Below are 24,348 nucleotides of genomic sequence, written 5' to 3' on the forward strand. Positions count from 1 at the left end.
GTTTGAGCCCTAACGCCTAGCTATCCGCTTGCGGTTGAGTATGGCATCGTTTTGCTCAATGAGTTTACTCATTTCATAGTTTTGCTCCGAGATACGCTTGGCCAATAAACGGTTCTCGATAATTACCGTTTTGTAGGCTGCCACGCAGGTATCGCAAAGCCCTTCGGAATGAGTGTCGATACTGTCGATAGTCTTACGAATCGTAGCGATTTCTGTAATTTTCTCCACAGAATCTTTGTGAGGATTAGTGCTTTTTACGGTATCATTTAACGAACCGAAAAAGGTAAAGGCGCAAAAAATAAAGGCGCTAAAGAGCAATGTAATTTTCATCGGTATGAGCGTTTTTTAGTGTAGAAATTCGGTTTAACCAGCCTTTTAAAAACTTTCGTTGAGTACCTACCCCTATCTTTTTGTAATAATTGGATCGATACTGATAAATGAACTTATAAAGCTTTGAAGGATTAGCCTTGTTGATGGCTTCGAGGGTTTTGGTGCCTATGATACCATCTGCCTTTAAACCAAGATGTTTTTGGATAGTCTTTACGTGTACATGGTTTCGACCAGTCCCGCAGTTGATTATCATATCGCCAATGATTTCCGCTATCCCTTGGTTATGGACTTCACTGAGCCGATGGAATTCCCAATATCGAGTAAGATAAATCGGTTTAACATCGAGCAGGGTCGTTATCCGTAAATCATTTACCTCCAGTTTGCCGTTTTTGTCTTTATCGCAACTGATAAGAATTAGTGTGGTACGATTACACCAATTTTTGTACACGGCGTAGGTAATTCCAAACTTGGTCGCGCCTCCTTTATCGTATTGAACCATGACAAAGTAATATCCTTCAGCTTGAATCAATCGAGGAAAATACAGGTCAAAAACAGAGGCAAAGCCATTGAGATTTAATAATAAAACTAGGGAGAACAGGGCAATAAGTTTTTTAAACATGGTGTAGAAAAATTTACTATTTCATCCTAAAAATTGATTTATACTTGCTGTTGTCGGGTAGTCGCCCACGTTCTGGCTTGTACGCTGTTTGATTGGTAAAATCGCTGAAGGTTGTTACATTCTTCGATAAAAAGCCTATCAAATCGTTGTACGCCCCATCGGTTCGGTTTTGAATACCCCGTTTGTATTCTGCCCAAAGTTTCTCATCGGGTGCTTTGGTGTTGTTGATACCGTCAAACTCACTCAAGACTCTTAAGGCCCCATTGCCGAGCTGTACCACATTCAAAAAAAGTAAGGCTTCTTCATACGCTGCCCAAGCGATATACTGCTTGAGTAATCGACAAGCATTGACCAATACCTCATCGGTGGCGTTGTTGATATGCGCTTGTTTGATTTGAGCTAAAGTCGCCATACCAACCACTGGTAAAACCTTGGATACCTCAGCCCAAACAAAGTAGCGGTTGATACTAACGAACATCCTATACGAACCACCGACCAAGGGCAATACATCAGTAAGATGGGTAGCGGTTGGAAACCAAACACTTTTGAGCGATATTCCGTAGGGAGTAGCCCAAAAAGCCTGGTAAGTAGTCTTATTTTTGAATAGCTCCAATAAAACCGATTCCAAGGCATTGGATGCGTTTTCAATCGTTTCTCGCTGGCGTTTTTCAAGTACCCCGATTCTCAATGGTTTGGTATTATCGGATTCGGTTTCTTGTAAACCGTTGTCGCTATCCAATCCGATGGAGTAGGGCAAATACTTGTGATACGCATAAAATGCCAAGGCTCTGCGGACAAGCGGTAATATGGGATTAGCCTCATTGTTCTGAGCTTGAGATTCTAAAATTGCCCAGTATTCAGCTCCCAGAGCTTTGACCAAGTAATCTTGTTGCGCCAGCTCAAGGTAAGGTTTTAAAGAATCAAAGGTGAAATCAGAGGAAATGGCTCTTCCTAAAAATGTCCTCATTTCCTGTGTGGATTTGATTAGCATGATTAAAATAGTTTATCGAAGAAGCCACCAAATAATAATAATATAAGGTCAATCCCAAAGTAGACGCAAGTACCCATAATAACACCAGCCGCATTGATTACGGAAATGTCACCACGTTTTACCTGTACTCGTGTCCCTATCCAAATGACTGTAAGGATTATAATTCTTAACACAATCCAAATAATTTGCGCTACCATATTAAGAGGCGTTTGAGGTGGTTTTCTGAGTTCCCGTTGGGTTTACGTCCAAGGTTTGCAGAATGATATTTTTGTAAGCAAAAACTACATTGTTGGGCAATTCCAACAAAGGTTTGATTTTGCGGTTTAGCACTCGCAGAATCATTTGGCGTTCACGTGGGGTTCGGTACTGTTGTTGGAACTCAGCCGAAACACGAAGTTCCGAGCCTGAGCCACCCATTACCTTACCATTGGAAACCCCTGCAATGTTGGAGAGTATTGATGAGGCGTTAGAAATCGCTAACATCACAATCTCATAAAGCTTCAGGTACTCGTCACCTTTGATACCACGTTCTACGGGAACAATCTCGATGTACGGGGTTAACTTTCCATCGGGACCCACGGCACATTCATCCGCAAGCATTCGGTTTGAGCCTTGTTCTCCACTTAAAAGTGAATCTACATTTTCCCAAAACTCCTCTCTGAAGGCATCTTCTCCACCTTCATATTCAGCCCCGAACTTGCTAAAGTACTCACTAGCAACACGAACGATATTGGCAGCGTTGTACTGGGTATCGAGTCCATTGATATGAAAATCCCAAAGACGATTAGCAATGGAAATGGCTTTTTGGACTGGCCACCATGTCGCATAGCTGTAATAAAATTGTCCTGTTTGGGTTCGCTTCACGTGCATGATGTACTCACCTTGTTTGCTCAAGTCAGTATCTAGCTTGAGGGAAGGCGTAACGATAATATCCTTCTGTGAATTACTCGCCCATTCACCACTAATGAGGTAATTTTGAACAGCTCCTAATTTGAGGTCCTTGTCAGCACGACACAAAAGCGGGTCAATTGCAGTAATCAACGGGACTTTATCCTTTTCGATGCTCACATTAGTAAATAGGTTTGCCGTATCTACTATATGGCATCCAGCCGATTCGTTGAACTCGCTGAGGTCGTTTTTCTGGACAAAATCATGGAGTTTTTTATATTTCTCCGTTTCAATCGGGGTTAAAATCTCCGTCCCTTTATCAAAAGTTTGCTCGAAAACGCCAATACCTGCACCAAAAAGAAAGTCCTTTCTAGCTTCCAGTAGGTTGATTAAGTCGCTATTGGAGGCAAGCAAGTCCATCATTTCATTGGGCTTTTTGTTATTCATTCCCCAGGGAAATATCTGATAGCTTTTCTCGCCAACCTTAACGTTTTTCTTTACTTGAGTTGAGCCATTGCCAACATTGGAATCCGAACGAGTTCCAACATTGACAGTAGCTTTTGTTTCATGGGCGCCAAAGTAAGCTTTCCCGACTGTATTTATCATAGGTGTACAACTAAAAACGATGGTCAATAAACTCGCCATTGAAGGCAATAATGCCACAGGCATGAATCTCGAATTTTCCGTCAGTGGGATGCCACAAATACCATTTCCCTGCTACATGGTTTTCATGTTTGATAGAGCTTAAATCTCTTTTATTGTCAGGGTTTGGATTTGAGGGTCTTCTACTACAGCCCTTCTTTTCTCCAAATGTTCCATCGACTTTGGTATAAATCAAATCGAAAGTGTCTGGGAAGCCTGAGCCTTTTCCCGCCATTTGGTACTGGTGATAAGCATCTTTAAAATACATACTAATGCCGTTTTGATGATTCAAAGTTGGGATTTGAATCAAAAAAATCATAGGACAAAACTTTTAGGGGAGAAATAGGGGAGGATTTGAGGGAAATTCTACTCTACAAAAGAGTGATAAACTTGATAGTCAAGAGTTTAGCCCCGTGAATGGGGCTAAAAATTCTACTCTTTTCACAATTCCATGCTCGCACAGGGACAAAATGGCGTGCGCCAAAAAGATTTTTGGGAATATATGAAACCTGTAACTGGGTAACGCCAAAAAAATTAGCTCGCCTTCTTGAATAGGAAGGGTCTGGCTTTGGCGCTGATGTAAGAAAGATATTTTGAGAACTTTCTAAACATAATATAATCGAATGTATCGCTTAAGTGTGTGGCGAACTCTTGAGGAATGTCTTTCTTTTCAGAGCTTTTGTCTTTCTCAAAGTTATCTCCAACAATTGGCGCATCTTGTAAAGACATAACCATAGCTTTAGCAGACCAGCCATTAATAAGGATAGTAGGTACCTTTGCTATAGTACCCTTGAGTAACTCATTAACTAGCTTATAGCGTATATTGTAGGGTGGGTACCCTGTTTGTACCTCATCAAATATCACCCATTTATCCTTACGGAAGGCCGTTTTAATATCCTCAAAATAGGGCTTTCTATTTGCATCCTTTTTAGAGCCGCCATTATCACCATATAAAACAACCCGCTTATTATTGTGATTTTTGTACCTCGTAATTAGGTCATTTGTGAGCTTATTTACTAAGAGTCCGTCTGGAGCTTCCTTTACCCAGAGCACATCGATACACTTAAATTCATTGCCGAAATCTTGCCAAATAGAGACTGAAGTAAATTTGGCGTTAAAGTCCCAGCTAATTTCCAGCGGTCTATTGGGGTCGTAATCGATCCTTTCATAGTCCATGTAAACGTGTCTGTCAGAGAAGGCTGAATAAAAAGAGTTTGGGTTTTTGGTTCTTCTTTTATTCAAAATCTCAACATCAAAACTGAGTGGATCTAAAACCTCTCTTTGGTCCTCGATATAATTCCCTGGTAAAAACATGAGATTGTCATAGGCTGAACCCTGCATATAGTGATATTTGTAGGGTTTTTGTTGTGCCAAATCTTCAGTTTTATAAATCCATCTTCCTTCGGCGAGCCAAGGAGCAGAGGTAAAATCAATAATTGCCCAGTGGAGCGGATGGTTAAAACCTTTTCTTCCTGGTCTTGTGTCTTGGTATGCGTATTTGTTTGCCCTTACTGTTGGACGCAAGACTTTATTAAAGATTTCCTCTTTGATGGTTGCTGACTCATCAATAAATAACTGGTCAAGGCTGGTACCTCGTTTGGCTTGAATTTGCCCTACAGATAAAAAATCGACGGTATATCCATTGGCGAAACAAATACAGTTATCATATTTTCGAAGAGGATATTTGGCTTTTTGCCAATGCTCTGGTGGACGTTGATTGACCGTGTAGCAACCAGTACCTGTCTTTGAATTATATTCCTCATATCCCCATGCTTTGAATACTTCGGCTGATTGACTCAGGATGATATCAGAAACTTGGCGCAAGGTTAAACCTACCAATCCTGCACGTGCGCCTGGCAGCTCACTTGCGGATAAAGCAATAATATGACAGAGTAGATGGCTTTTCCCAAACCCACGACCGCATTGAGCTGTGGCACGCCAGCCACCAGTGAAACCCCAACCTCGTGGGTCTTTGGGGTCGGGTGTATCTGCTAGGTTGTTGAGAAAGGCTTCCAGAAAGTCCGCTTGTTTGTTATTTAGCAGGATTTCGGACGTATTACTCAAGTTCGATTGTGTCTGCATTTTCTTCTGGTGTAGATTGATAGTTGTTGTTTACCGTTACCCGATTGAAGACAATTTGGCGTTTTGGCATCAAATCGGCTGGGTTGAGCTGTGGTTGGTCGGAATAAACATTGGATAGTTTACCAATTTCTTTTACCGAAGCAATTACCGCATGGGCGTCACGTTCTTTGATGGCCAGACTCATGGCGATATAGAGGTTTTCGACTAAAATACGCTTGGTACCTTCTTTGTCTATTTCCTCAACACGTCCATAAAGCTCTGTAGCTTCTTGAAGTATTCTAGCGGCTTGGGCATACTGAGTACCCTCATCTTGCATGAGCATTTGTTTTACGTGCTGAGGTGAAAACCCTTTACAACGCCAACTAAAAGCTTTACGGTATTTTTCGAGCATGGTTTGCTCTGACGGAGACAGCTTCCCTCTACCTAGTAGGTAATCTTTGTACTTGTCTAGCTTATCTTGAGTTTTAGCCAGACTCTGTTCTTTTTTCTGAAGTTCTTCCATAGGTGTAATAAAAAAGTCCGCCATAAATGTATGACGGACTTTTCTACTGAAGTAGGATAAATATTAGTTTTTCTAAATTGAGTCTTTAGTAATTTTTATTTTGACTGGGTTATTTAAAAAAGGCGAGTCCTTGCCTTTATCTTCTAAGATTTTATTGAAATCATAATTATTATTTGGTAAATCTTTAATAGGTATTTTCGGATTTTTTTTGGATGCTTTATTGGTATTCTGGGTTTTAATTATAAGATTATCCAAACTTTTTGTAGTACCTTGAAATTCTCTACTGTAAGAGGTTCTTGTAACAGTGTTACTCGTTAACTTTTTATAATTCAAAATAAATTTAATATTAGCCTGATATGGTTTTTCAGGTAGTTTATTGATGTTATTTTTTGCTTCTATAGCATATTTTGCAGCATGATCTAAACTATCTAGATTAAAAAAACAAACGGCTATATAATAGCTTGTTTTAGGGTTTTTATTCAGTTTATGAGATTGAAGAAAATATGTTAGAGCCTCTTTTTCATGTCCATTATCTAATTCACTCATACCTTTATTAAATAATGTTTTAAAGTCATCTGGAGCGATAAATATGAATGATACAAAAATTAATAGTAGGTTTTTCATGGTAATGAGTCTTTGGGGTTGTCAATCTTGATTTTATGATGTTTTACTTTAACTGAGTCAATAAACTCTTGTTTTGATTTATCAACAGTTTTTGTGCCTTTATCTACATAGATTGAGAAAATCATTAACCCAATTCCTAAAGTTAAAAACAATAATCCAGGCGATGCACTCAGTAGCCCGGCTTTAACACCTTTGTATTCAGCGGTAAAATTAAAATTTCCTTTTACCCCTTCAATCATAAGGTTATATCCTAACTTGACTACTTTGTATCCCAGTATTATACAAGTCATTTTTAGGATGAGAATAGTTATAATATTTGAAAAAGCTGTTGTATATAAATCCATAATTTAGTTCAATTAATATTACCTAAAATAATACCTTTTGAAACTAGATAGCTCTAGATTAGTTTGAATTTTATTATACGGTATCAATCTAACTGATACCGTATAACAACATCCTACTCAAACAACCTTAACCCACCATCTTTACTCTCAATGGCATCCTTAGCTAAGTCTCGATAGGCCTCTTCGCTTAGCTGGGGTTCGTGTGGTTCTAGTTGGGTTCCTTCTTCGAAGAAGTGACCGAAGCCTCGCCCTAATCTTCTGCCTCGTTCGGTGTGTTTGTCCAGGGCGACGTCTGGGACTTGGATTCTTCTGAAGGGATGTGTGAGCCACGCCCAAATCAATGCCCAATCTATCAATCTACTCTTTTTGGCTCGACAGAGCTTGATTACTGCATGGGTTAGAAATAACCTTTGTGGCTCGTTCTTATCGTCTTTCTTTTTGGCTTGTTCGCGATACATTTCGTATAAAGCCCAAATCTCGGATGAAATATGAGGTTCCGCCAGCCCTATATCTTCGCTTGACATTATCCTGAGACGCTTAAAGCACCATTCGCCGTAACCGCTATCGTACAGCTCCACTGCCCAGAACAGTGCTTCACGTTCCAAGCCTCTTCTGATACATTTTTGGAGGGCAGATATTACTTCACTGCCCTCATAGCCTTTCTTGGTTGTTATTTTATGTTGACTCATACTGTTGCAATCTTGATTAGGGCATGACCACCCTCTAATTTTTCAAATGAAATGTTGACTATTTCGCCGATTTTGAAGCCTGCTTCTCTGAGATATTCGCCCGATATGACAATCTTGGGCACTCTAGTTTCTTTCCAACGGCTTCGTACATATCGCCTAGAAATTTTGATATTTCTGGCTTTTTGGTTTAAATTTGAGCTGTTCATTATTGTAATGTATTTTACAGTAATTAAAAGCCCAAGCTCGTCCCTTGGGCTTTTTGATTTTTAGAATAGTGTTGTTTGTTCGTCCTTTTTAAAAAGTGGCAAATCGCTGGTACGTTTCTGCTCTGATTTGCGCTTGGTTACTTTAACTTGATAATTACCCACAAGCTCCAGGAATAACTTTTGCTCTGCTGGTGACATTTTTTCGAAATCTCTGCGCTTCATCATTTTCTACCTCCTTTCATCGATTTGTAAACTTGAGATTCGGTAAGTAGATTTTTGGCGATTTGCCAACTTACTTTTAAGGATAGCGAAAAGCTGATTAGCCCATCTCTAAATAGTTTCCAAGCTCGCTTCATTAGCTTCTGGAAGTCGTACGTTTTACTGTCTTTTTTGTTCATTATTGTATTGATTATCAGTTAATTATATTGTTTTAACTGATGTAAATTTCTCCCGACAGAACGGATTTAAAAAGCGTTTTCCTATTTATTTTTAAAATAAAACACTGATTTTCAGGTACTTAGAAAAGGCTCATTTGCCCGTTGTTCAAAACCTTCGCTTCAGTTTTCGCTGGTACAAATTCGCCTCTAGGTGCTGCCTTGGTTTGGGCTTTAGTCGGTTTTACATAAAAGTAACTATCCTCGAATTTTTCAATTTTTATCAAGGTTGGATGCCCTATGCTGTTGAGGTAGGTATTGATTTTGTAGCCAAAGCGCCATTCGTAGGCAATAGAATCCATACACGAAACTTCACCCACACAGCCATGTACTAGCATATTGATTGCCGACATTTTAGTACAAATCGGGTCGATGTCTGCACCGAATTGAAAATTCCCTGGAGCTTTAGCGTGTGAGGCAACCAACATCCTCCCTGAGCCACAACATGGATCCAGTACTTTTTTCCCTTGCCCTTTGGAATGTGTTTGTTCGAACATCACCATTAAATCCACGATGGAGGGAGGTGTAAAGAATTGTCCCATCGCTGAGGACTTCCATCGGCTTGCTATGGTTTCATAAATAATGCCCAGAGTATCGTACCAGTCGGTATCAGAATGAATACAACCATATTGGCAGGACATATAGGCTTGAAGTAGCTCTTTGAATAGTTTATATTCTGCACCGTATTTCTTTTGTAGGCGGTTGGCCAATTCTTTGTCGCCAGTGGTGAGAAAACACGCTATGGTAAAATCTAAAAAATCACTAAAAACTTCGTTGTAGCTACTGTGACGGTAGGCAATTTTGTCGAGTATTTCCGCAAACTCCTTGAGTTCTTTAGGAACGTCTTGAATGAGGCTCATGGTCAATAAAAAAGCCCCTCGGTCGAGGGGCTTTGGTCTTAGAATGGTACGTCTTCGGTTTGGATGGTTTGTGTAAAAGTGTTGGCTTTAATCAGGTGCTCTGCGTAGTAGTCTTTAAGCGCAAAGGATGTGAGTTCTTTAAAACGATTTTCTAGGGCTCTAACTTTCTGTGCCGCTGGTGAGCTGTAGGTATTACGACGATAGGTTCTGACAAACTCGATTACATCATCTATGGTAATTTCAAGCTCGTACAGATGGTTCATTTCTTGGATTTGAACATCGAGGTTTAAACCTTCTTTATTGAACCATGACTTTGATACATCGGCTAACCAATTCTTATCGCCCCAACGTTCGAAATCAGTTTTAGGGAATGGTTTTAAATGCTCGTTGATAACGCTGTTTTTATCGAGCCAAGCATTTTCCTCAGTTTTGGCAGATTGCCAGAGCTGGGCAATTTCAAGAGGGTTTTGAGAATGTTCGAACAAATAATCCGCTAATTGTTCTTGTGACATTAAATCACTGATTTCGGTAGTAAGGTAGGAGAGGTGCGAAACAGAGTAGATGTTCATGGTAGCGCAAATCAATTTATCGAGGGTATTGATGTGCATTTTGCGTCCTACCTGTGTGGCCCAGGCTTTGTATTCCGCTTCGGTTTTTCCCGTGTTTTGGATGTAGCGCTCAAGGTTAGTTTGAACCTTTGATTTGTCTTTGATTTCCGTCGTCTGAGAGTTCATTATTGTGTGATTTTACAGTTAATTGTTTGATTTATTGTACTGTAAAAATCTCCCGACAGAACGGATAACAGAAAAAAAAAGCCTGCTAATATGGCAGGCTGAGGCAGTTATTTTGGCAAGGAAAACTAAATAAAGTTCTGTAACTCTTTTTTAGAAAAAGCATATCCAATACCAACATTTGATGATCTTTCAACCTCGCTGGATAGAAGGTCGATTTGAGACTGGATTACTTTAAAGGCATTTATCGGGTCTATCCCATTTATATACACACCACCCGACATATTCGATTTGCCAAGGTCAGAAATATTTTGGAGTAAATTTTGTTTCAGCGTTCTGAACTGCCCTGATAAACCTGTGTTTTTACGAGTTATAATTCCAACAACAGTATCAGTATCAAAATCTATCAATGGACCTCCAGAATTTCCTGAATTCACTGAAGCGTCGAGTTGAATATACTCAACAGAGTTTTTTATATAACTGGAAGAAATATAACCAGTATGAATAGTTAGGTTTTCTTGCATTAAAGGGTAACCTAAAAAATATATACTACTACCAATTTTAACTGCTTGATTAGTTGGAGCTATTGCTAAGCCTGGTATATTACAAAAAGGTGTTCCTTCTAAATTTAAGATAGCATAATCCCATAAATTTTCAGGAGAGCCACCAATTAACATTGATTCCCACTCATGCTTACTAAATGAATGAACGTTATCTTTAGAATGAGAATCTGCTTTAACAAAAGAGACCTCTATTCTATCAGAGTTCAAAGGAAAATAAACATGGTTATTTGTAACTAAGTGTTCTTTGAGCTTAAAACCTGTACCTGTTCCAATGAGCGTACCGTCCTTATAATGGGCTATTCGACATATAGATTGATACGATATTTTCCATTTGAATTGTAGATCCATAATTATTAAAGAATTGAATTTTAAAGATTAAAACGGTAATTTCAAACTCTTTTGATATTCATGTCCTTTACCAGGACTTTTTCTTAAAGTAACTATTTCTTTTCCAAAAACCCTTTGTAAGTACTCGAAATCCTTTTTTTCGGCATCGATGTTCCTGAATTCTGCCAAACCACCTCTATTGACAAAGGTATCCTGCTGGGCAAAATAAAAACGGTTGTCCTTATATGCCCCACGGTGGTAGTAAGCATTGAGACAGGAGATCCAATAATCTTCGTTACAGATGATATCAGGATTGTACCAAAGTTTTGAGCCACTTAACACGCCATGTGCACAACCTGTAAAATAGCCTTTGAGCTGAATTGGATTAAACGGGTCAAAAGCGATAGGGCTTGGAGCGTTGGAAAACCCAAACAAATAAAACCCAGCTTCTCGACAAGCTTGGGCAGTTGTTTGGATAATTTCATAGGCCGTTTCAGGTTCTACATTGGTTTTCTCACCCTTTTCACTGTACACTCTACGCATGGCCTTTATATCATCATCGAGCATAAAGACGCTGCCAAAGTGTTTGATAATCCAGTCTCGTTTGAGTGCCAGACCCTTTACCGAATCAGGATGGGTAACTATTTCGGTGTTGGGGTGGTGTTCTTGATAGAGCTCTTTTTGAGATGCTTCTACGCATAAAATCGTATTGGCTACAGCCTTGTGAGTCAATACACGTTCCCAGCGTTTGTGGGAGGGGATAACCACTTTTACTTCCATAGCTCAATCACTTTTTTAGCGTCCAACACATGACTTACCCCTACGTTTGAGCTTTTATAGCATTGCATCCTATCGATGCCGAAACGTTCCGCCAAAAAGTTTTCATCGATTTCGTTGGTACAGACAATCACAAAAGCGGTGTACTTTTCTGACATTTTCTGTACGATAGGAAGTTCGGGTTTAGTATCAACAGTTGCCTCTTTTTCGTGAATTTTAGCGATGGCATCGAGTTGGATACCGTAGTCCTCAAGCTCCACTACCTCAGCAAAATGTTCTGCTAGCATTTCGCCCACAAAATCACCTTTAAGAGCATTCGAAATAATGTTATATTCCTTATACTCCTGTTCCGTGAGCTTACGGTTTGGTTTACGAACATCGGCTAGCTCGTCGCCGAAGCCAGTGGCTATCTTTACCGAGTGACGCTGGTGACCAGCAATAATCATATTATCGAAATCCAGTACAGGAATTTCGACATCGCCAAACTTTTCATAGCTTTCACGAAGCTTCTGTTTGGTCTTTACGGACATCTTACGAGGATTATGCTCGTAAGGAATCATATCACTCCAAGCGATACGCTCTACGTGCCATTCTAGTTTTGTTGGTGTAGACATTTGATTATAATGAATTAGAATAAATTTATATTGTCAATTAAGATTCGTTCAAAATCTAAATTGAAGTTATACTCAATAACCACGTTAATTAAGTCATTAATTGTTTGAATAGGTTGATAATCCTGATAGAACCTACTCATATCAACTTTGTTATCTTTGATGTAACGTCTAATGTCGATTTGAATTTCAGAGAAATCTGTAACACAAAGACTTGTGAAAATAAGCTCTGAGGTTTCTTCACACACAATCGTACAACTTGAGATAATTAAATTACCTAAAGAATACTTATACCTCCCTTTGTTTTCTATCCGAGAAAAGCCAAACATTTTTAATATGTTATCTCGATTATAGTTATGGATATATAGAGGTCTGACAGAAGAACCAGAAACGCTCAGATGACCACTACCATCTAGTAGTTCGATTGTTATAAATTGTCTATTTTCAAATATTTCAACTAATCTAACTAGTTGAAATCCCTTTAGTGAATGAATATAAATAACATAATCGCCTAATTGTATCATTATATCTTAGGGTTTAAATAATTTAAGTACATATTTTATCCAACTCCTCCCTATAAATCAAAAGCTGCTTTTGCCACTCTATCATTTTTTGCTCTACTTTATGAAAGCGCACGTGCTTGGTGGGGTCGGCTATCTTTTTTTCTAGTTTAAGGATTTGGTCTCTGATTTGTTTACGCTTTTGTTGGAGTTCAAAGCGCTCAAGGTGCTCCGAGCTGCTTTGAACAGGTGCTTGAGGCTCTTGAGGTAAATACCCATTTCGCTCCAAGAATTTCTTTTTGTCCCATACATCCTCTACTTGTCTGCGCAATGTCAAGGCATTTTGCATTAAGCCGTACACATTTTGCTTTGAATCCTGTTGGTAGGCTGCCACCAGTTGGTTACTGGCAATAGCCTGTTCGTCACTAAGCTGCTTAGCTTGTTTGGTCAAAGCTGCTTGAGTTTCCTGATAAGACGTACCCACCAACGGAAGCACCTCCAAAGCTGCTCGCTTGGGAGCTTGAGTAATTGGGTTTTGGGCAGTCTGTTCAGGTGGATATCCTTGCTTTGCCAATCTCAAAGTATTGAGATGGTCCGTAGCCTGGTCTATTTCGGACTGAGTACAGCGGTTTGCCTTGAATAAAGTTTTTTTGAGATTCAGTGCCAATTCGGCCTGCAAGATTTCGGTGTCAAGATTCATAGTATAGAAAGATAAAGTTCCTACTCAGATAAACCACCGATAGCCTCTAAAAATTCGGTTATGACTTGGCGATAATATACAGCTTGATGGTCGGTAGTGGGGTCTATTAGGAAATGCTCAGATACAACGTAGTTGTTTTTGGCTAGATAGGAAATAAGGGCTTCTTGGAGAGTAGATACCGAAACGCCACTATTTTCTAGGTGGTCTTTTAAACTATCAAAATGTTCTGGAGCAGGTATCATAAAAAAGCCGATTGGTCTCTGCTAACATTAGTACCGAAATACCTCCATCACCGTACTTACAACGGCAAGCCAATCGGCAAGACCTTGCCGATTGGAGATATTTCGAAAATGTAAATAATGTTAGCACTGCAAATATACAAGGTTTCTGGTTTTCGCAAACAAAAAAACCTAACAAGCGTATAGCCTATTAGGTTTTGATTTTATGCTTGAGTAGCTGGAGCTTCAGGAGGTGTTTGGTTTTCACCTGTTGGTGAGTCGCCTTCAGGAGCTGTAGCTTCTGGTGCTGGTGGAGTCTCGTCCTGTGCTGGTACCTCTTCTTGAACAGTAGTTGGTCTCATCGCTTCCAAACGCTGCTTCATTTCTTCCTGAAGCTGTTCTTGTTCTAGCCTTTTCTCTTCAGCTTTTTGCGATTCGATTTCCTCATCGCTCATGCCTTCATATACTTTGGTCGATTCTAGATACAGTTTGGTTTGCTTTAATTGGTTCTGAGCCAATGCCAACAACGATACCGCAAACTCTTTTCCATAGACACTCTCCAAGCTTTTTTGGGCTTTGGACACATCTGCCACCGCCTTTTCAATTTCCTTGATATTCATTTTGATAAAGTGTTAATAGGGTGGGGTACCCCAAATAGACAACGATTTACTAAGCTTCCTTAATGTACTGAAGGATGTTTTCATCCTTGGTCTTGATAAGACGCTCAGCATCTTCGTCGGTCATTTCTTCAGGGTCCAGAACAATAGTTCCGATACTGCTTTCAAACTTGAGCTTGCCCTTTTCGGGCAAGTTGACAAGTTTATATTTTTTTAGAGCCATTTTAAAAATGCTAAAAGGTTAAACACCTATACCAATACAGGTACGTTGACAGTTGGCCCCAAAATCGGAGGAGCAAGGTTCAAGCCATCAACTTCCATCTTGAGGGTAAATTCACGCTTGTCGCTACCTTTTAGCCCAGTAGTATGGGTTTCTTTCATCGAAAAACCATCTTCAGAGTGCGCATAAACGACCATTTGGTTATCGCCATGTTTGGCAATCAATACAAAACGCATATTTAGGTATTTACGCAAAGCCAACCATTGATCTGAGGCATAGCCCGAAACCTTACTTTCGGCCATGTGTTTATAAGATTGGTGTCCCTCGTCACCTTCCTTAGCGTAGTCCGCTTTGGCAGTGTTTGCCGTAAACTCTATTTCTGCAAAAGCCTTTCCTGGCTTGAGGGGAATCGTTCCGGTTAAATACCCATTGGCATCCACGTCGGATTCTTCTGGCCATGCACGGGTAAAGTCTTCGCAACTAGCTGCCAACCATTTTTTGTTTCCACCGGGATTGGTCTTGTTACACGGAGAACGCTTGACTGTGGTAAGCGAAAGACAAAAAAGCCAAGAGGGAGACAGCCCTACGGGACTCGCTTGAGCCATAGCCGAGGTAACAGCCCCAACCGCCAAAAGACCCTCGATAGGATTAGCGGTACTCATAAAGTCAAAGCCAAGGGCAAGAGCCATGACACTAAATGCAAAAATTAAAAGCTTTTGTTTCATTGTATGGATTGAATTTGTGGGCTACTCATTCGGTAGCCCAGTGTAGAAAATCGTTGTACAAGAGGTGCTTTTCGTCCTACAGCCTCTTACTATTTGGAGTTCATCACAATCAGACGACCATCGGCATAGTCCACACCGCCTTCGCCGTCCAAGAAAATCTTGATGGCACGGTCTGCCTTTTCGACTTCCATCGATGCCACGTCTTCGGGCGCACCTTCAGGAGCCAAATAAAACAAGTTACCTGAAGGAGTCCAAAGGTGCTTGTCGGTACCATTGAACATCGGACGATATTTGATAGTAGTGTTTGGCAATAATACCAATTTCCAATTGTTACCATCCTTAAATACTACTTGGTTACCTGCCGTAATTGGCAATGCCGAAACAGCATTGACCATCATCGCAAAGTGCTTGAATGGCATATAATACGTCGCATTCTCTTCCACATACTCCTGAAGTACCTCAGAACCTACAATGGCATCCACAATCTTTTGGATTTCGGACAAGATATTTGCTTGAGTAATAGTAGCCGCTGCCGTTACCATATTGCTTACAGGAATATCGCCAATACCGCCGTTACCTACCGTCAATACACCCTTGGTAACTTTAAAGCCTAAACCATCGAACAAGTTTACGCCACCAACGCCACCAGCCGCGTTGTACACACCTTTGTATAAGGCATTGGTCATATCGGCACCCGAACGAGCATAGATTCTACCCATGTAGTAGTTCATTGCCTCAAAAGAGTAGATATCCGTTGGATCGGTTGGTTTTTTGTTTGCCAAATACGATTTTGACCAAGCATACAAGGTTAATTCGTCCAATTTCAAATCGGCTTTAAACGGTTTGATTTCACCAATACGGCTGCTTAACGAAACAACATCATTGGTAAAATTGGTAGATCCTGTACGCCCAGGTTGTAAGATTGGCGAAACAGTGTCACGCACCAATGGTACTTTGTCTTTGGTCGGGATAACCGTAAAGTCTCCATTACGTTTTTCGTCGAAACCATTAGACATTTTAAGCCCGAAAATGGTAGTGTAGTCTTTGATATTGCGTTGAAGTTCAACGTGCAAATCACTGATTTTAAATGAAGAAGCCATAAAGCTTATAAAGAATAAAAGGTGAAAAACTATTTTGAAAAGGCTTGCTTGTCAGAATACCACTAATGTCAGACCATATCTGACATTAGCTCAGGATACGCCTCTGACAAACGATTGATTTCGGCTACACGAGCCGCATCCTTTTCTGCTGTACGGCTTACTCTTTGATTGGTAGGAGGTACACCAGTGTTTTCAGTTTGGATGGCTACATTACGAGGACTCTGAGCAGTTCTAAACTCCGTCAGCTCTTTGTTATCGGCTTTCAAAGTTTGGTTTTCTGTTTTCAAGCTCTTTACCTCAGTTTGTAGTGCTGCCAATTGCTGTGCTATTGTTTCCAAACTCATTTGCTCGGTTGGTTTTGCTGAAGCTTGAGCTTCTGGCGCCACCGTTTGAGTTGTTGGAGCTGTTCCTTGAGGGGCGTTGCCTGTGTGAGCTTCTACGGTAGTGGCAGATGCTTGAGCATTTCCTTGAGAGCCGTTGGCCTCCAACATTGATTTAACGGTCTGTTCGTCAGCCGTCATTGCACTTTCGATATCCTTGGCCATGCTTTCATGTAGGTTTGGGTTACCTACTAATTTGCCCATAGCCTCACGAAGTTTTTTGAATTGAAAATCCATAGGTATAAAATAGTTAAAAATGAAAATATCCTGAAATAGAAATTAGCTTGTAAATCATAGAATAAACCTTTGAAGATTCACAATTCACAATTCACAACTCACCATTGTTCTATGCACCACGCTTGTACTGAATACCCAATACATCGGCACGTTTAAGGGCATCCATAAATGGCAGAATCCCGTCCACGAAGCCCATTTTAACAGCTTCTTTTCCGTAGAAAATACCACCTCCTGGGTCTTCGGTTAGGCCTGTACGTTTGGCTTGAACTTCCCCTAAAAATACCTTACGAGCGTTATCCACCAATTGCTGTTCTTGTTGAAGTGCCTTTTGTTGCATTTCACCACCAAATGGCTCAAGTCCGCTCAGAGGGTTTTTATCTTCAGCACCTTTACTACGAATAATCGCGTATTTCTCTCCAGCCTTTTCGTTGGCCTCTGATACATCACGATAAATAGACATAATACCGATGCTGCCCACGGCTGTAAACTCATTTTCGATATAGCATTCTTTACATTGCGACAAATACCAAAACGCCGCAGATGCTGCCATATTCGAACCCCATCCAAGGATTGGTTTGGGCGATGTGCGGATGGTTGCTGCCAAACCTTGCGCACCATTCACGGCACCACCGGGACTGTCTATTCGCAAGAGCATAGAGTTGACCAAGGGATTACCATTACAGATATCTATCTGTTGGGCCACCCACTCCGTACCATCCTGATACCAATCCGAATAGCGCTGTGTAGCGCCTCTAATGGTAATCATGGCGACAAGTCCATCTTTGCCCTCGGCAGTCTGTATGCCAAGCCATCCGAGTTCTCGTTGGGTATAATTATTGATTTGAGCAGATGCAAACATCTTGACAGGCTCTTTGGTGATCTGACGAGTTTCGGTTACCTGCCCAGCCTTGTGAGATTGCAAAAATTGGAGATAAGTAAACGTGTCTATTGCTAGGGGTTGTCCGATTAAATGTAACATAGGTGTAAAACGTAGTACTTTTAAGTTTTCTTCAGGGCGAAATTGTGCCAAATAATCTTAAGTCAAAAGGTTAGAATTTAGGTGCTCTCCAAGCCTTTCGACCAAACCACCGTACCATCAAATACATGATATAATGGCGCAAAGCGTTTTTGGGGTCTACCCGATTAGCCAAAAATAGGAACTGTTCGTCCGCAAACTTTCGAGCCGCTTTTTCGCCTATTTCCTTTTGTCGGTACTGAAGGTCATACAAAAAATCATGCACCACAGCCGCTCGGTTGTATTTGCCGATGGGCGGAAAAGCTGACCACAAACATCTGGGTACACTAGCAAAGTCGGTTACATAACCCGCATTGATAATGAGTTTGGTACCATCGCTCAAGTGTTCCTCCAGTGGTTCATAAAGCTCCCACCAATCCGCTTTGTCGGTGGGAGCTTCACGATACTTGACAATCAATGGACTATTCGACATCAGTAACCGAAAGTCTGAAATCTGCCAAACTTCCTTCAAAGCCAAATCCTTGAAGGGCTTCATTGATAGCCACTAACAATTCGGCTTGTTTGGTAGCTCTGTATTGTTCGATAAGCAGATACAGCGCAAACGGAATCACCTTAGAGCCGTTATCGAAATTTACTGGAGTAGTAAAATTCGCAATGGATTCCTCCAATACAGGTTTACCCGATTTCAAGACTGGAGCACCCGTTTCAGAGTCAAGTTTCGGAACCATCTTGATGTACTTTTCGCAAAGGATTTCGAATTGGATTTCGCAAAACTTTTCGCCCTCAAGCTCAAACATATCACGTTTGAGCGAGTAGCGCATGGAGGTCGGAATTACCGATACTTTGTAAGGTACCGCAATGTTGATGGTGGCACGTTTCATAATAAGTGTTGAATTAAAAGGTATAGAGCTGGCCTAATGAGCCAGCTCAAAGATTAGTTTTCGTAGACTGGAGTAATGGCGTAGGTGAGCGTCTTACCCAATGGCGCCGTAAAGGTCAAAGCGTTATCCGTTCCAGCGGTACAGCTTGAGGCAGGTTGAGCCGTGATAGTCACGCCTGAGCTATCAACAATTTCAAAAGTAAAATCATAGTCTCGGCGAATGTTTCTGGTTACTGATGCACCTGTGCCGTCTACGCTGAATTCTTGACGGGATTTGGCACGTAAAAGCGTTTCAGGTCTCAAAAAAGCGCAACCTCCCAAGTCTCCATTGGTTGGCATCTGTGTAGGATTTCTCCCTACAAGTGTACTATTTTTAGCCATTAACTGAATAACAGAATTATCTAATCTTTTTGGCCAAAAAGCAATTTGACGAATGATTCCATTGACATCCTCAATTCTAAAAGCATTAATATTTTTAGGAATTGAAGGTGTAATGTCAAAGCTCGCATTTGAGTTATTGAAAATTTTCGCATCGCCAGCTTTCCAAGTCATAATATTAGTAAAGAAGTTACCAGCTGGCACAGAAAAACCAGCAGGGCTTTGTGAAACTCCATCAACATAAATGGCATTAGTCATATCGGTATCTGCTAACAAGTTGGTCAATCGTATAGAATTTTGACCAGTCGTGTTGGGACCAATAAAAGTCCAATAACTAGGATAGGCTCCATTGGTAAAGCCCTTATATGCTGAACATAACAATGTGCCTTCAGTTACATTTGGGAAATATTCAGCAAAAAGAGCCCCTTCAATGATGACTAAATCGGTTTCTCTCAATACAGCGACATCATTAGTAGGAATATAAGTTGAAGCAAAATTTCCCTCTTCAAACTGAAATCCAAAAACTAATGCTCCAGATACGCCATCCCCTGTATAACTTGGCGTATTATTTTGACTCAGTTGTACATTCAAACCACTTGAGCCCGAAACAGATGCTACTTGAGTAAGTGCAACTCTATACCAACCATTATTGTAGGCTTCAATTGTTGGGTTCTTTGAACAGTTGCTAAATGAAACAATACTTCCTGTCCCCAAATCGACCAAGGCACTAGGGTTACTCCCACCATATATAGCAGTGTTCGACATCTGAATCATTACAAAAGAACGCTCAGCAGCCTTCACAAAAATACTTGCTGTATATTTCACATTGGCACTTACAGGCACATCGCCTTTTCCTATTTGATGCGAACTGTTGGCAGTGGTATCTTCAATTACCTTCGTAGCAAAAGTAGCATCAGGAGCAAGCTCCGCCGAGGTCATAATTGAACCTCTGGTCTTTGTCCACGACGCATGGGTGAAGGTATTAGAATAGGTAGCCAAATTGGTTTTTCGAGTCTCTTGAATTACTCCCAGACTTTCTTTAGTTACTGGATGATAGGTGTATCTTAATTTTCGGGCTTGAGCAACTCGAATGATGCCATTGCGGTCGACATAAGTACCAATCGTAGTCCGAGAGGATTGGATTCTAGGGTCCATAAATCTAGCATTGGCAAAATCAAAAAGTACGCTTGGTCGTGTTGTAGCACGAATAAAGGAACTATCGAAGCCATCAATTTTCCCCCTAGTCTCATTCAAGTGTTTCCCCACCGTATTAGCAGGATAGTCCGTTTTTACTGGATTATGAGTGATTTCCTCTGAGGCATAGGCATGAATCAAGGAAGGATCGATTTGACTAGGAGCATAGGAGTCGCCAACGGTTGTGTACGTAGTGTACAAGAAGTCCCGAAGCTCGTCTTCGGTATTGTAGATTTGGACAAGGGTTTCTTGAGAAAGATTATTACTCAAGATAATCCCATTGTAGGAGTTGCTAGATTGTACAGCGATTTTGCCGTTATATTCGGGTTTTACCCGTACTACCATTGCCATAGGAGTATAAAAATTTATAAGGTGACAAACTGAGAATTGACAGTAAAAAGAGAAATCCCATCCGTATAATAGGATGGAGCTGGAGTGAGTGTAGAAAACTGCACTTGCCAGGTGTTGGTAGATTCTTTGTTGATACCTACCAATTTTAAAGGCTGTTTGAGCGTACCAATAACTTTACACGTGCCGTTTTTGTCTTTTATCAGTGCTATGAGCTTTTTGCCTCTGTAGGAGTTGATGGCTATAGTCTGTTCTGTTGAATCACGAGGTACTTCAATATCAATCGTTCCTCTAAAAGCCTCCCCATGTTCGGTGGTCTCTGAGGGTTCGGAGTACATCCCATTCACAAAAGGAATGCTAACCACATCGCTTGCACTGGTGACTTCAATTCCTCCCAAGGGAATACTCCATAAGCCTTTATTTACCTTGATTCCATGAACACTATCAACAAGAATAAGCCTGAGCTGTCGGAGCCCAGACGCATTACTTTTGCCATTGATAGACTTGGTGCCAATAAGTGCATTCATGGCTCAAATCTATGTTCAAAAAATCGAAAATGTTAGGATAGAAATAGAGGATCTACCAACACCAAAAAGCCCCCATACACGATGTACGAGGGCTTTTTGGTAAGTTAATCTAGTGGATTATAGATGACAATATGCCTAATTCATTGAATAGGTCTGAAACCTAATGAAAACTACCCCAACTTTTTTTCCAATTTTCTTCGCTGGTAGGATTGGTGATTGCGCCACATTTGGCGTAAACGTTCGGCAATTTTGCCGTCGTCCTCGATAGCATACTTATCCATAAAGTTTTCGACAGCGTTGTAGTCACTTACGCCAAGCTCCACAAAAACTTCACAGTGCGCCAAAAATATCTCTCTGAAATGGAATTCCAAAGCTTGTACAAATAATAATACTTTGGCAGGGTGTAGAAAGTGATTCTTGAGCGAGTCGGGTAGTAGTAGTGTTACCAATGTACTTTCGTCGTGTTCGGTTCTGGGCAAGCTATGAACATAACCAATCTTCTGACAACCCAATTCGGTGAGTTTTCCTAAGAAACTTCTACGAGTCAGGTCAATTACAGACGTATCGTCACCATAGCGGCTTATCACAAACTTTCTTACATGAGGTTCCTTGATACTTATTTTGGTTTTGAGCATCTGATTAATTGTGATTTTGTACTTTTCTAATAAATTCGGAGGGTGCGATTGGCATTTCGGGTGTTTTGAATCCCAAGGGTAGAGTTGAGTTTCAATGCAAAATCGCTGTGTTTTTGTAACTATGTGTAACTCTACTGATTATCAGGATTTTATCACAATTTATATAGCTGTAACCACTTTTCCAAATTTGTAACCAGTTTGTAACTTGTTGTAACCAGCCTTTTTCTTTCTTATTTGGTTACAAACTATTTGTAACTTTTCTACAAACTTTAGAATAAAAAATAATTAGAATATATTGATATAAGTAAATGATAGTCAGATGGTTACAAGTTTGAAAAGTTAAACAGTTACAAAGTTACAAGGATACTCAATTTTTATGAATCAACCCTAAGAGAGTCAGAGAGAGAAGAACTCAATTCAATTTTCAAATATCTTAACATAGTGTTTTGTTTAGTATATATATAATTTATCTAATAAGAAATTAATTAGATGTAGATTTACGTTATATATTTGTAAATCGTTAAATTAATGGTTACCCTAGACTTTAACGGCATAAAAATATGATTGATAGTAGAATCGCAGCGGAATATTTACTGGCACTTGCAAAAAGTAGAAAAATCTATTTGAGTGCCACACAACTTCATAAATTATTATTTATAATCTATGGGGTTTGCCTAGCCAATGAGGTTGGAGGAGACACCCCTATATTTGACGAAACCCCACAGGCTTGGCCTTATGGTCCCGTCTTCCCTAAAGTTCAGAAAGTAAATAGAGATGCAGACTATGATCCTGACTCAGAGAGGTACAAAGACCTAAGAAATTTTCAACGAATTTTTGAAAATGTTCTTAATAGGTTTGGCGGAATCTCTGCAAAAGCACTATCTGATTGGTCACACAAAGAGGGAAGTCCCTGGTATCAGACTACAAAGAGAGTTAATTTTAAGTGGAGTGACCAGATTGATAATAATGCTATCAAGCTATATTTTCAAGGAAAAAAAACTAATCAGGTAAATGGCTAATCCTAAGAAAAACAAAAAGAAACAAAAAAGAGCAAATAGTCAAATAGGCAGATTAGGGACTATACCTTCTGAAGCTAGTAATCTAGACAGTGACAGTATTCTGAACTCTATAGGATCTGAAATCGAAGATAATGGAGTTACATCAGATCCGACAATCGATATAGATAACGAAAATCTATCTGTTCAAAAAAAGTTAAAGGAAGCTGAGGAATTAAAGTTAACTCTTAAAAAATTAAAGTATAAAATTGAACGGTATTATTCTAACTCGAAGGTCAGAATACTGCTTGTTGTTTGGACAGTAGCAATTGTTTCAGTGTGGCTATTGATAGTCGCTTTGTTATTAGCATTAAACAACAACACCATAAACCTAGATAAGCATTATTTTCCGAAATCTATTATTATTCGTATAAGTGATAATGTATTAATGACACTTATTAGCACTACTACAGTCAATATTTTAGGGCTAACCTATATTGTATTAAGAGGGCACTTTAAAAATTTATTTGAAAATGAAAAAACCAAAAAGAAGTCAAGTATCAAATCCGAAGATCCACAACAGAAATCAAATAATGAGGGGGAAGAATAAATTTCTTCCCCCTCATTTATTACTTTAAATACGATTTATAGATGGTTTCTTTACTGACGTGTATCAAAGCTTCTTCATCAACTTGAGCTTTGAATACCTCAAAGGCTATGTATTTGCTCTGGTCTTTGCCGTACTCCCAGAGGTCTACATAAAACCCCTGGGCGCTCTCAAGGAAGTCTATCCCTATCAGCAAAAACATTCGGTGGCCTTTTTGGTCTCTCCACCAAGTACCACGTCTAAATTCTGCTGCTGTTATATCCATAAGTAGTAAATGATTGTACCCCAAATCAGAATGGATAATAGTATAATCAGTCTCCAGCACCATTTACTTACGGTTAGGTCTCTTTTTGTCTTCATCTTTTTTACGGTGTTTTGATGAGTTCAAATGCCCCGCCCAGCTTTGTGGTGTATGAAAAGTTTTGCCACAGCAGGTTTTGGCTTTAAAGGTGTACTTCTCCAAGTGTTCTGGAGTTTTTGGCTCATAGATCGGCTCTGGTGGTATATGCCCCAAATCCTGCTTTATTTCTCTGACAATACCCTCAGCCTGAGTTAGCATCAACAACAATACAGACTTTCGGTAAGACGTGGTCTGAAGCTCGTCAAGATACTTCTGAAGAAACTTGACTCTTGCAGGCAGGTTATTCGTCATTGGCTAGTATCGGACAAAGTTGATATCCACGTTCCCATAATTCAGCCAATACCTTTTGTACCTTTTTCTGGCTTACTTCTTCTATTTCTTCGAAGTTCTCCATCAGTACGTCTGCCATATTGTCGGCTTCCCATTTTTAGTACAGTTTAAAAATATACATAATCTGTCTACTTTGATTATGTTTTAGACCCTTCTTGGGCTGAGTGTAGCGTAGCGGAACGAAGCCCAAGAAGGGTGTT

General features: G+C 40.1%; 37 protein-coding genes. 2 read left to right on the top strand and 35 right to left on the bottom strand.

Annotated features, from left to right (window positions below):
• Positions 1-9 precede the first annotated feature (9 nt).
• From QM491_RS14995 to QM491_RS15150, 32 genes are all read right to left on the bottom strand, one after another.
• A complete protein-coding gene (locus QM491_RS14995; protein ID WP_283328297.1) occupies positions 10-330 on the bottom strand; it encodes a hypothetical protein in 321 nt (106 codons plus the stop codon).
• The gene (locus QM491_RS15000; protein WP_166549115.1) at positions 308-949 is read right to left on the bottom strand and encodes a glycoside hydrolase family 108 protein; all 642 of its coding nucleotides are present in this window, start codon (positions 947-949) and stop codon (positions 308-310) included. The genes QM491_RS14995 and QM491_RS15000 overlap by 23 nt, the downstream gene beginning before the upstream one ends.
• A 16-nt stretch (positions 950-965) precedes the next feature.
• Positions 966-1,916, bottom strand: coding sequence for a DUF6712 family protein (locus QM491_RS15005; RefSeq protein WP_283328298.1), 951 nt, complete (start codon positions 1,914-1,916; stop codon positions 966-968).
• A gap of 222 nt (positions 1,917-2,138) precedes the next feature.
• Positions 2,139-3,434: a hypothetical protein gene (locus QM491_RS15010; RefSeq protein WP_283328299.1), complete on the bottom strand. Its 1,296-nt coding sequence runs from the start codon at positions 3,432-3,434 to the stop codon at positions 2,139-2,141.
• A gap of 10 nt (positions 3,435-3,444) precedes the next feature.
• Positions 3,445-3,789 carry a hypothetical protein gene (locus QM491_RS15015; protein WP_283328300.1) on the bottom strand — a complete coding sequence of 115 codons (345 nt, stop codon included), beginning with the start codon at positions 3,787-3,789 and terminating at the stop codon, positions 3,445-3,447.
• 215 nt (positions 3,790-4,004) lie between these two features.
• The gene (locus QM491_RS15020) at positions 4,005-5,552 is read right to left on the bottom strand and encodes a hypothetical protein (protein ID WP_283328301.1); all 1,548 of its coding nucleotides are present in this window, start codon (positions 5,550-5,552) and stop codon (positions 4,005-4,007) included.
• On the bottom strand, positions 5,527-6,054 hold the full coding sequence (locus tag QM491_RS15025; protein ID WP_283328302.1) for a hypothetical protein: 528 nt from the start codon (positions 6,052-6,054) through the stop codon (positions 5,527-5,529). Before QM491_RS15025 ends, QM491_RS15020 begins: the two co-directional genes overlap by 26 nt.
• A gap of 72 nt (positions 6,055-6,126) precedes the next feature.
• Complete coding sequence (locus QM491_RS15030; protein ID WP_283328303.1) at positions 6,127-6,678, bottom strand: tetratricopeptide repeat protein; 552 nt, start codon at positions 6,676-6,678, stop codon at positions 6,127-6,129.
• Positions 6,675-7,022, bottom strand: a complete 348-nt coding sequence (locus QM491_RS15035; protein ID WP_283328304.1) for a hypothetical protein — start codon at positions 7,020-7,022, stop codon at positions 6,675-6,677. The genes QM491_RS15030 and QM491_RS15035 overlap by 4 nt, the downstream gene beginning before the upstream one ends.
• 113 nt (positions 7,023-7,135) lie before the next feature.
• On the bottom strand, positions 7,136-7,711 hold the full coding sequence (locus QM491_RS15040) for an AAA family ATPase (protein ID WP_283328305.1): 576 nt from the start codon (positions 7,709-7,711) through the stop codon (positions 7,136-7,138).
• Positions 7,708-7,917, bottom strand: coding sequence for a SymE family type I addiction module toxin (locus QM491_RS15045; protein ID WP_283328306.1), 210 nt, complete (start codon positions 7,915-7,917; stop codon positions 7,708-7,710). Before QM491_RS15045 ends, QM491_RS15040 begins: the two co-directional genes overlap by 4 nt.
• A 60-nt stretch (positions 7,918-7,977) precedes the next feature.
• Positions 7,978-8,142: a hypothetical protein gene (locus QM491_RS15050; protein WP_283328307.1), complete on the bottom strand. Its 165-nt coding sequence runs from the start codon at positions 8,140-8,142 to the stop codon at positions 7,978-7,980.
• Positions 8,139-8,315: a hypothetical protein gene (locus QM491_RS15055; protein WP_283328308.1), complete on the bottom strand. Its 177-nt coding sequence runs from the start codon at positions 8,313-8,315 to the stop codon at positions 8,139-8,141. The genes QM491_RS15050 and QM491_RS15055 overlap by 4 nt, the downstream gene beginning before the upstream one ends.
• A 119-nt stretch (positions 8,316-8,434) precedes the next feature.
• Positions 8,435-9,211, bottom strand: a complete 777-nt coding sequence (locus QM491_RS15060; protein ID WP_283328309.1) for an N-6 DNA methylase — start codon at positions 9,209-9,211, stop codon at positions 8,435-8,437.
• Between the two features lie 38 nt (positions 9,212-9,249).
• Positions 9,250-9,945, bottom strand: coding sequence for a hypothetical protein (locus tag QM491_RS15065; protein ID WP_283328310.1), 696 nt, complete (start codon positions 9,943-9,945; stop codon positions 9,250-9,252).
• 125 nt (positions 9,946-10,070) lie between these two features.
• Positions 10,071-10,853, bottom strand: coding sequence for a S1 family peptidase (locus QM491_RS15070; protein WP_283328311.1), 783 nt, complete (start codon positions 10,851-10,853; stop codon positions 10,071-10,073).
• Positions 10,854-10,880: 27 nt separating this feature from the next.
• Positions 10,881-11,612: a GREB1-related protein gene (locus QM491_RS15075; protein WP_283328312.1), complete on the bottom strand. Its 732-nt coding sequence runs from the start codon at positions 11,610-11,612 to the stop codon at positions 10,881-10,883.
• On the bottom strand, positions 11,603-12,223 hold the full coding sequence (locus QM491_RS15080) for a ParB N-terminal domain-containing protein (RefSeq protein ID WP_283328313.1): 621 nt from the start codon (positions 12,221-12,223) through the stop codon (positions 11,603-11,605). The genes QM491_RS15075 and QM491_RS15080 overlap by 10 nt, the downstream gene beginning before the upstream one ends.
• 14 nt (positions 12,224-12,237) lie before the next feature.
• Positions 12,238-12,744 carry a hypothetical protein gene (locus tag QM491_RS15085; RefSeq protein WP_283328314.1) on the bottom strand — a complete coding sequence of 169 codons (507 nt, stop codon included), beginning with the start codon at positions 12,742-12,744 and terminating at the stop codon, positions 12,238-12,240.
• 22 nt (positions 12,745-12,766) lie between these two features.
• Positions 12,767-13,420, bottom strand: a complete 654-nt coding sequence (locus QM491_RS15090; RefSeq protein ID WP_283328315.1) for a hypothetical protein — start codon at positions 13,418-13,420, stop codon at positions 12,767-12,769.
• 20 nt (positions 13,421-13,440) lie between these two features.
• Entirely contained in the window at positions 13,441-13,662 is a 222-nt protein-coding gene (locus QM491_RS15095; RefSeq protein ID WP_283328316.1) for a hypothetical protein, read from the bottom strand.
• Between the two features lie 200 nt (positions 13,663-13,862).
• Entirely contained in the window at positions 13,863-14,258 is a 396-nt protein-coding gene (locus QM491_RS15100; RefSeq protein WP_283328317.1) for a hypothetical protein, read from the bottom strand.
• Between the two features lie 49 nt (positions 14,259-14,307).
• Positions 14,308-14,478, bottom strand: a complete 171-nt coding sequence (locus tag QM491_RS15105) for a hypothetical protein (protein WP_283328318.1) — start codon at positions 14,476-14,478, stop codon at positions 14,308-14,310.
• A gap of 26 nt (positions 14,479-14,504) precedes the next feature.
• Positions 14,505-15,200 carry a hypothetical protein gene (locus tag QM491_RS15110; RefSeq protein WP_166549095.1) on the bottom strand — a complete coding sequence of 232 codons (696 nt, stop codon included), beginning with the start codon at positions 15,198-15,200 and terminating at the stop codon, positions 14,505-14,507.
• Positions 15,201-15,289: 89 nt separating this feature from the next.
• Positions 15,290-16,300: a hypothetical protein gene (locus QM491_RS15115; protein WP_283328319.1), complete on the bottom strand. Its 1,011-nt coding sequence runs from the start codon at positions 16,298-16,300 to the stop codon at positions 15,290-15,292.
• A 68-nt stretch (positions 16,301-16,368) separates the two neighbouring features.
• Positions 16,369-16,917: a hypothetical protein gene (locus tag QM491_RS15120; protein ID WP_283328320.1), complete on the bottom strand. Its 549-nt coding sequence runs from the start codon at positions 16,915-16,917 to the stop codon at positions 16,369-16,371.
• A gap of 109 nt (positions 16,918-17,026) precedes the next feature.
• Positions 17,027-17,896 (bottom strand): S49 family peptidase, encoded by an 870-nt coding sequence (locus QM491_RS15125; RefSeq protein ID WP_283328321.1) that lies wholly within the window; start codon positions 17,894-17,896, stop codon positions 17,027-17,029.
• Between the two features lie 70 nt (positions 17,897-17,966).
• Positions 17,967-18,365 carry a DUF1353 domain-containing protein gene (locus QM491_RS15130; protein WP_283328322.1) on the bottom strand — a complete coding sequence of 133 codons (399 nt, stop codon included), beginning with the start codon at positions 18,363-18,365 and terminating at the stop codon, positions 17,967-17,969.
• Complete coding sequence (locus QM491_RS15135) at positions 18,355-18,774, bottom strand: hypothetical protein (RefSeq protein WP_283328323.1); 420 nt, start codon at positions 18,772-18,774, stop codon at positions 18,355-18,357. The genes QM491_RS15130 and QM491_RS15135 overlap by 11 nt, the downstream gene beginning before the upstream one ends.
• Before the next feature lie 53 nt (positions 18,775-18,827).
• Complete coding sequence (locus QM491_RS15140; RefSeq protein ID WP_283328324.1) at positions 18,828-20,696, bottom strand: phage head spike fiber domain-containing protein; 1,869 nt, start codon at positions 20,694-20,696, stop codon at positions 18,828-18,830.
• 14 nt (positions 20,697-20,710) lie between these two features.
• Entirely contained in the window at positions 20,711-21,220 is a 510-nt protein-coding gene (locus QM491_RS15145) for a hypothetical protein (RefSeq protein ID WP_283328325.1), read from the bottom strand.
• Positions 21,221-21,390: 170 nt separating this feature from the next.
• On the bottom strand, positions 21,391-21,855 hold the full coding sequence (locus QM491_RS15150) for a hypothetical protein (RefSeq protein WP_283328326.1): 465 nt from the start codon (positions 21,853-21,855) through the stop codon (positions 21,391-21,393).
• A 560-nt stretch (positions 21,856-22,415) separates the two neighbouring features.
• On the opposite strand from QM491_RS15150, the gene QM491_RS15155 reads away from it, so the two are divergent.
• Positions 22,416-22,874 carry a Panacea domain-containing protein gene (locus QM491_RS15155; protein ID WP_283328327.1) on the top strand — a complete coding sequence of 153 codons (459 nt, stop codon included), beginning with the start codon at positions 22,416-22,418 and terminating at the stop codon, positions 22,872-22,874.
• Positions 22,867-23,460 (top strand): hypothetical protein, encoded by a 594-nt coding sequence (locus tag QM491_RS15160; RefSeq protein ID WP_283328328.1) that lies wholly within the window; start codon positions 22,867-22,869, stop codon positions 23,458-23,460. Before QM491_RS15155 ends, QM491_RS15160 begins: the two co-directional genes overlap by 8 nt.
• Before the next feature lie 19 nt (positions 23,461-23,479).
• On the opposite strand, the gene QM491_RS15165 is transcribed toward QM491_RS15160, so the two are convergent.
• The 3 genes from QM491_RS15165 to QM491_RS15175 form a co-directional block, all read right to left on the bottom strand.
• Complete coding sequence (locus tag QM491_RS15165; protein ID WP_283328329.1) at positions 23,480-23,722, bottom strand: hypothetical protein; 243 nt, start codon at positions 23,720-23,722, stop codon at positions 23,480-23,482.
• 63 nt (positions 23,723-23,785) lie between these two features.
• Positions 23,786-24,109 carry a hypothetical protein gene (locus QM491_RS15170; protein ID WP_283328330.1) on the bottom strand — a complete coding sequence of 108 codons (324 nt, stop codon included), beginning with the start codon at positions 24,107-24,109 and terminating at the stop codon, positions 23,786-23,788.
• The gene (locus QM491_RS15175) at positions 24,099-24,227 is read right to left on the bottom strand and encodes a hypothetical protein (protein WP_283328331.1); all 129 of its coding nucleotides are present in this window, start codon (positions 24,225-24,227) and stop codon (positions 24,099-24,101) included. The genes QM491_RS15170 and QM491_RS15175 overlap by 11 nt, the downstream gene beginning before the upstream one ends.
• Positions 24,228-24,348: the final 121 nt, after the last annotated feature.

Origin of the sequence: Flectobacillus longus, from assembly GCF_030056705.1 — a bacterium.
In the GTDB taxonomy this organism is placed as follows: Bacteria; Bacteroidota; Bacteroidia; order Cytophagales; family Spirosomataceae; genus Flectobacillus; species Flectobacillus longus.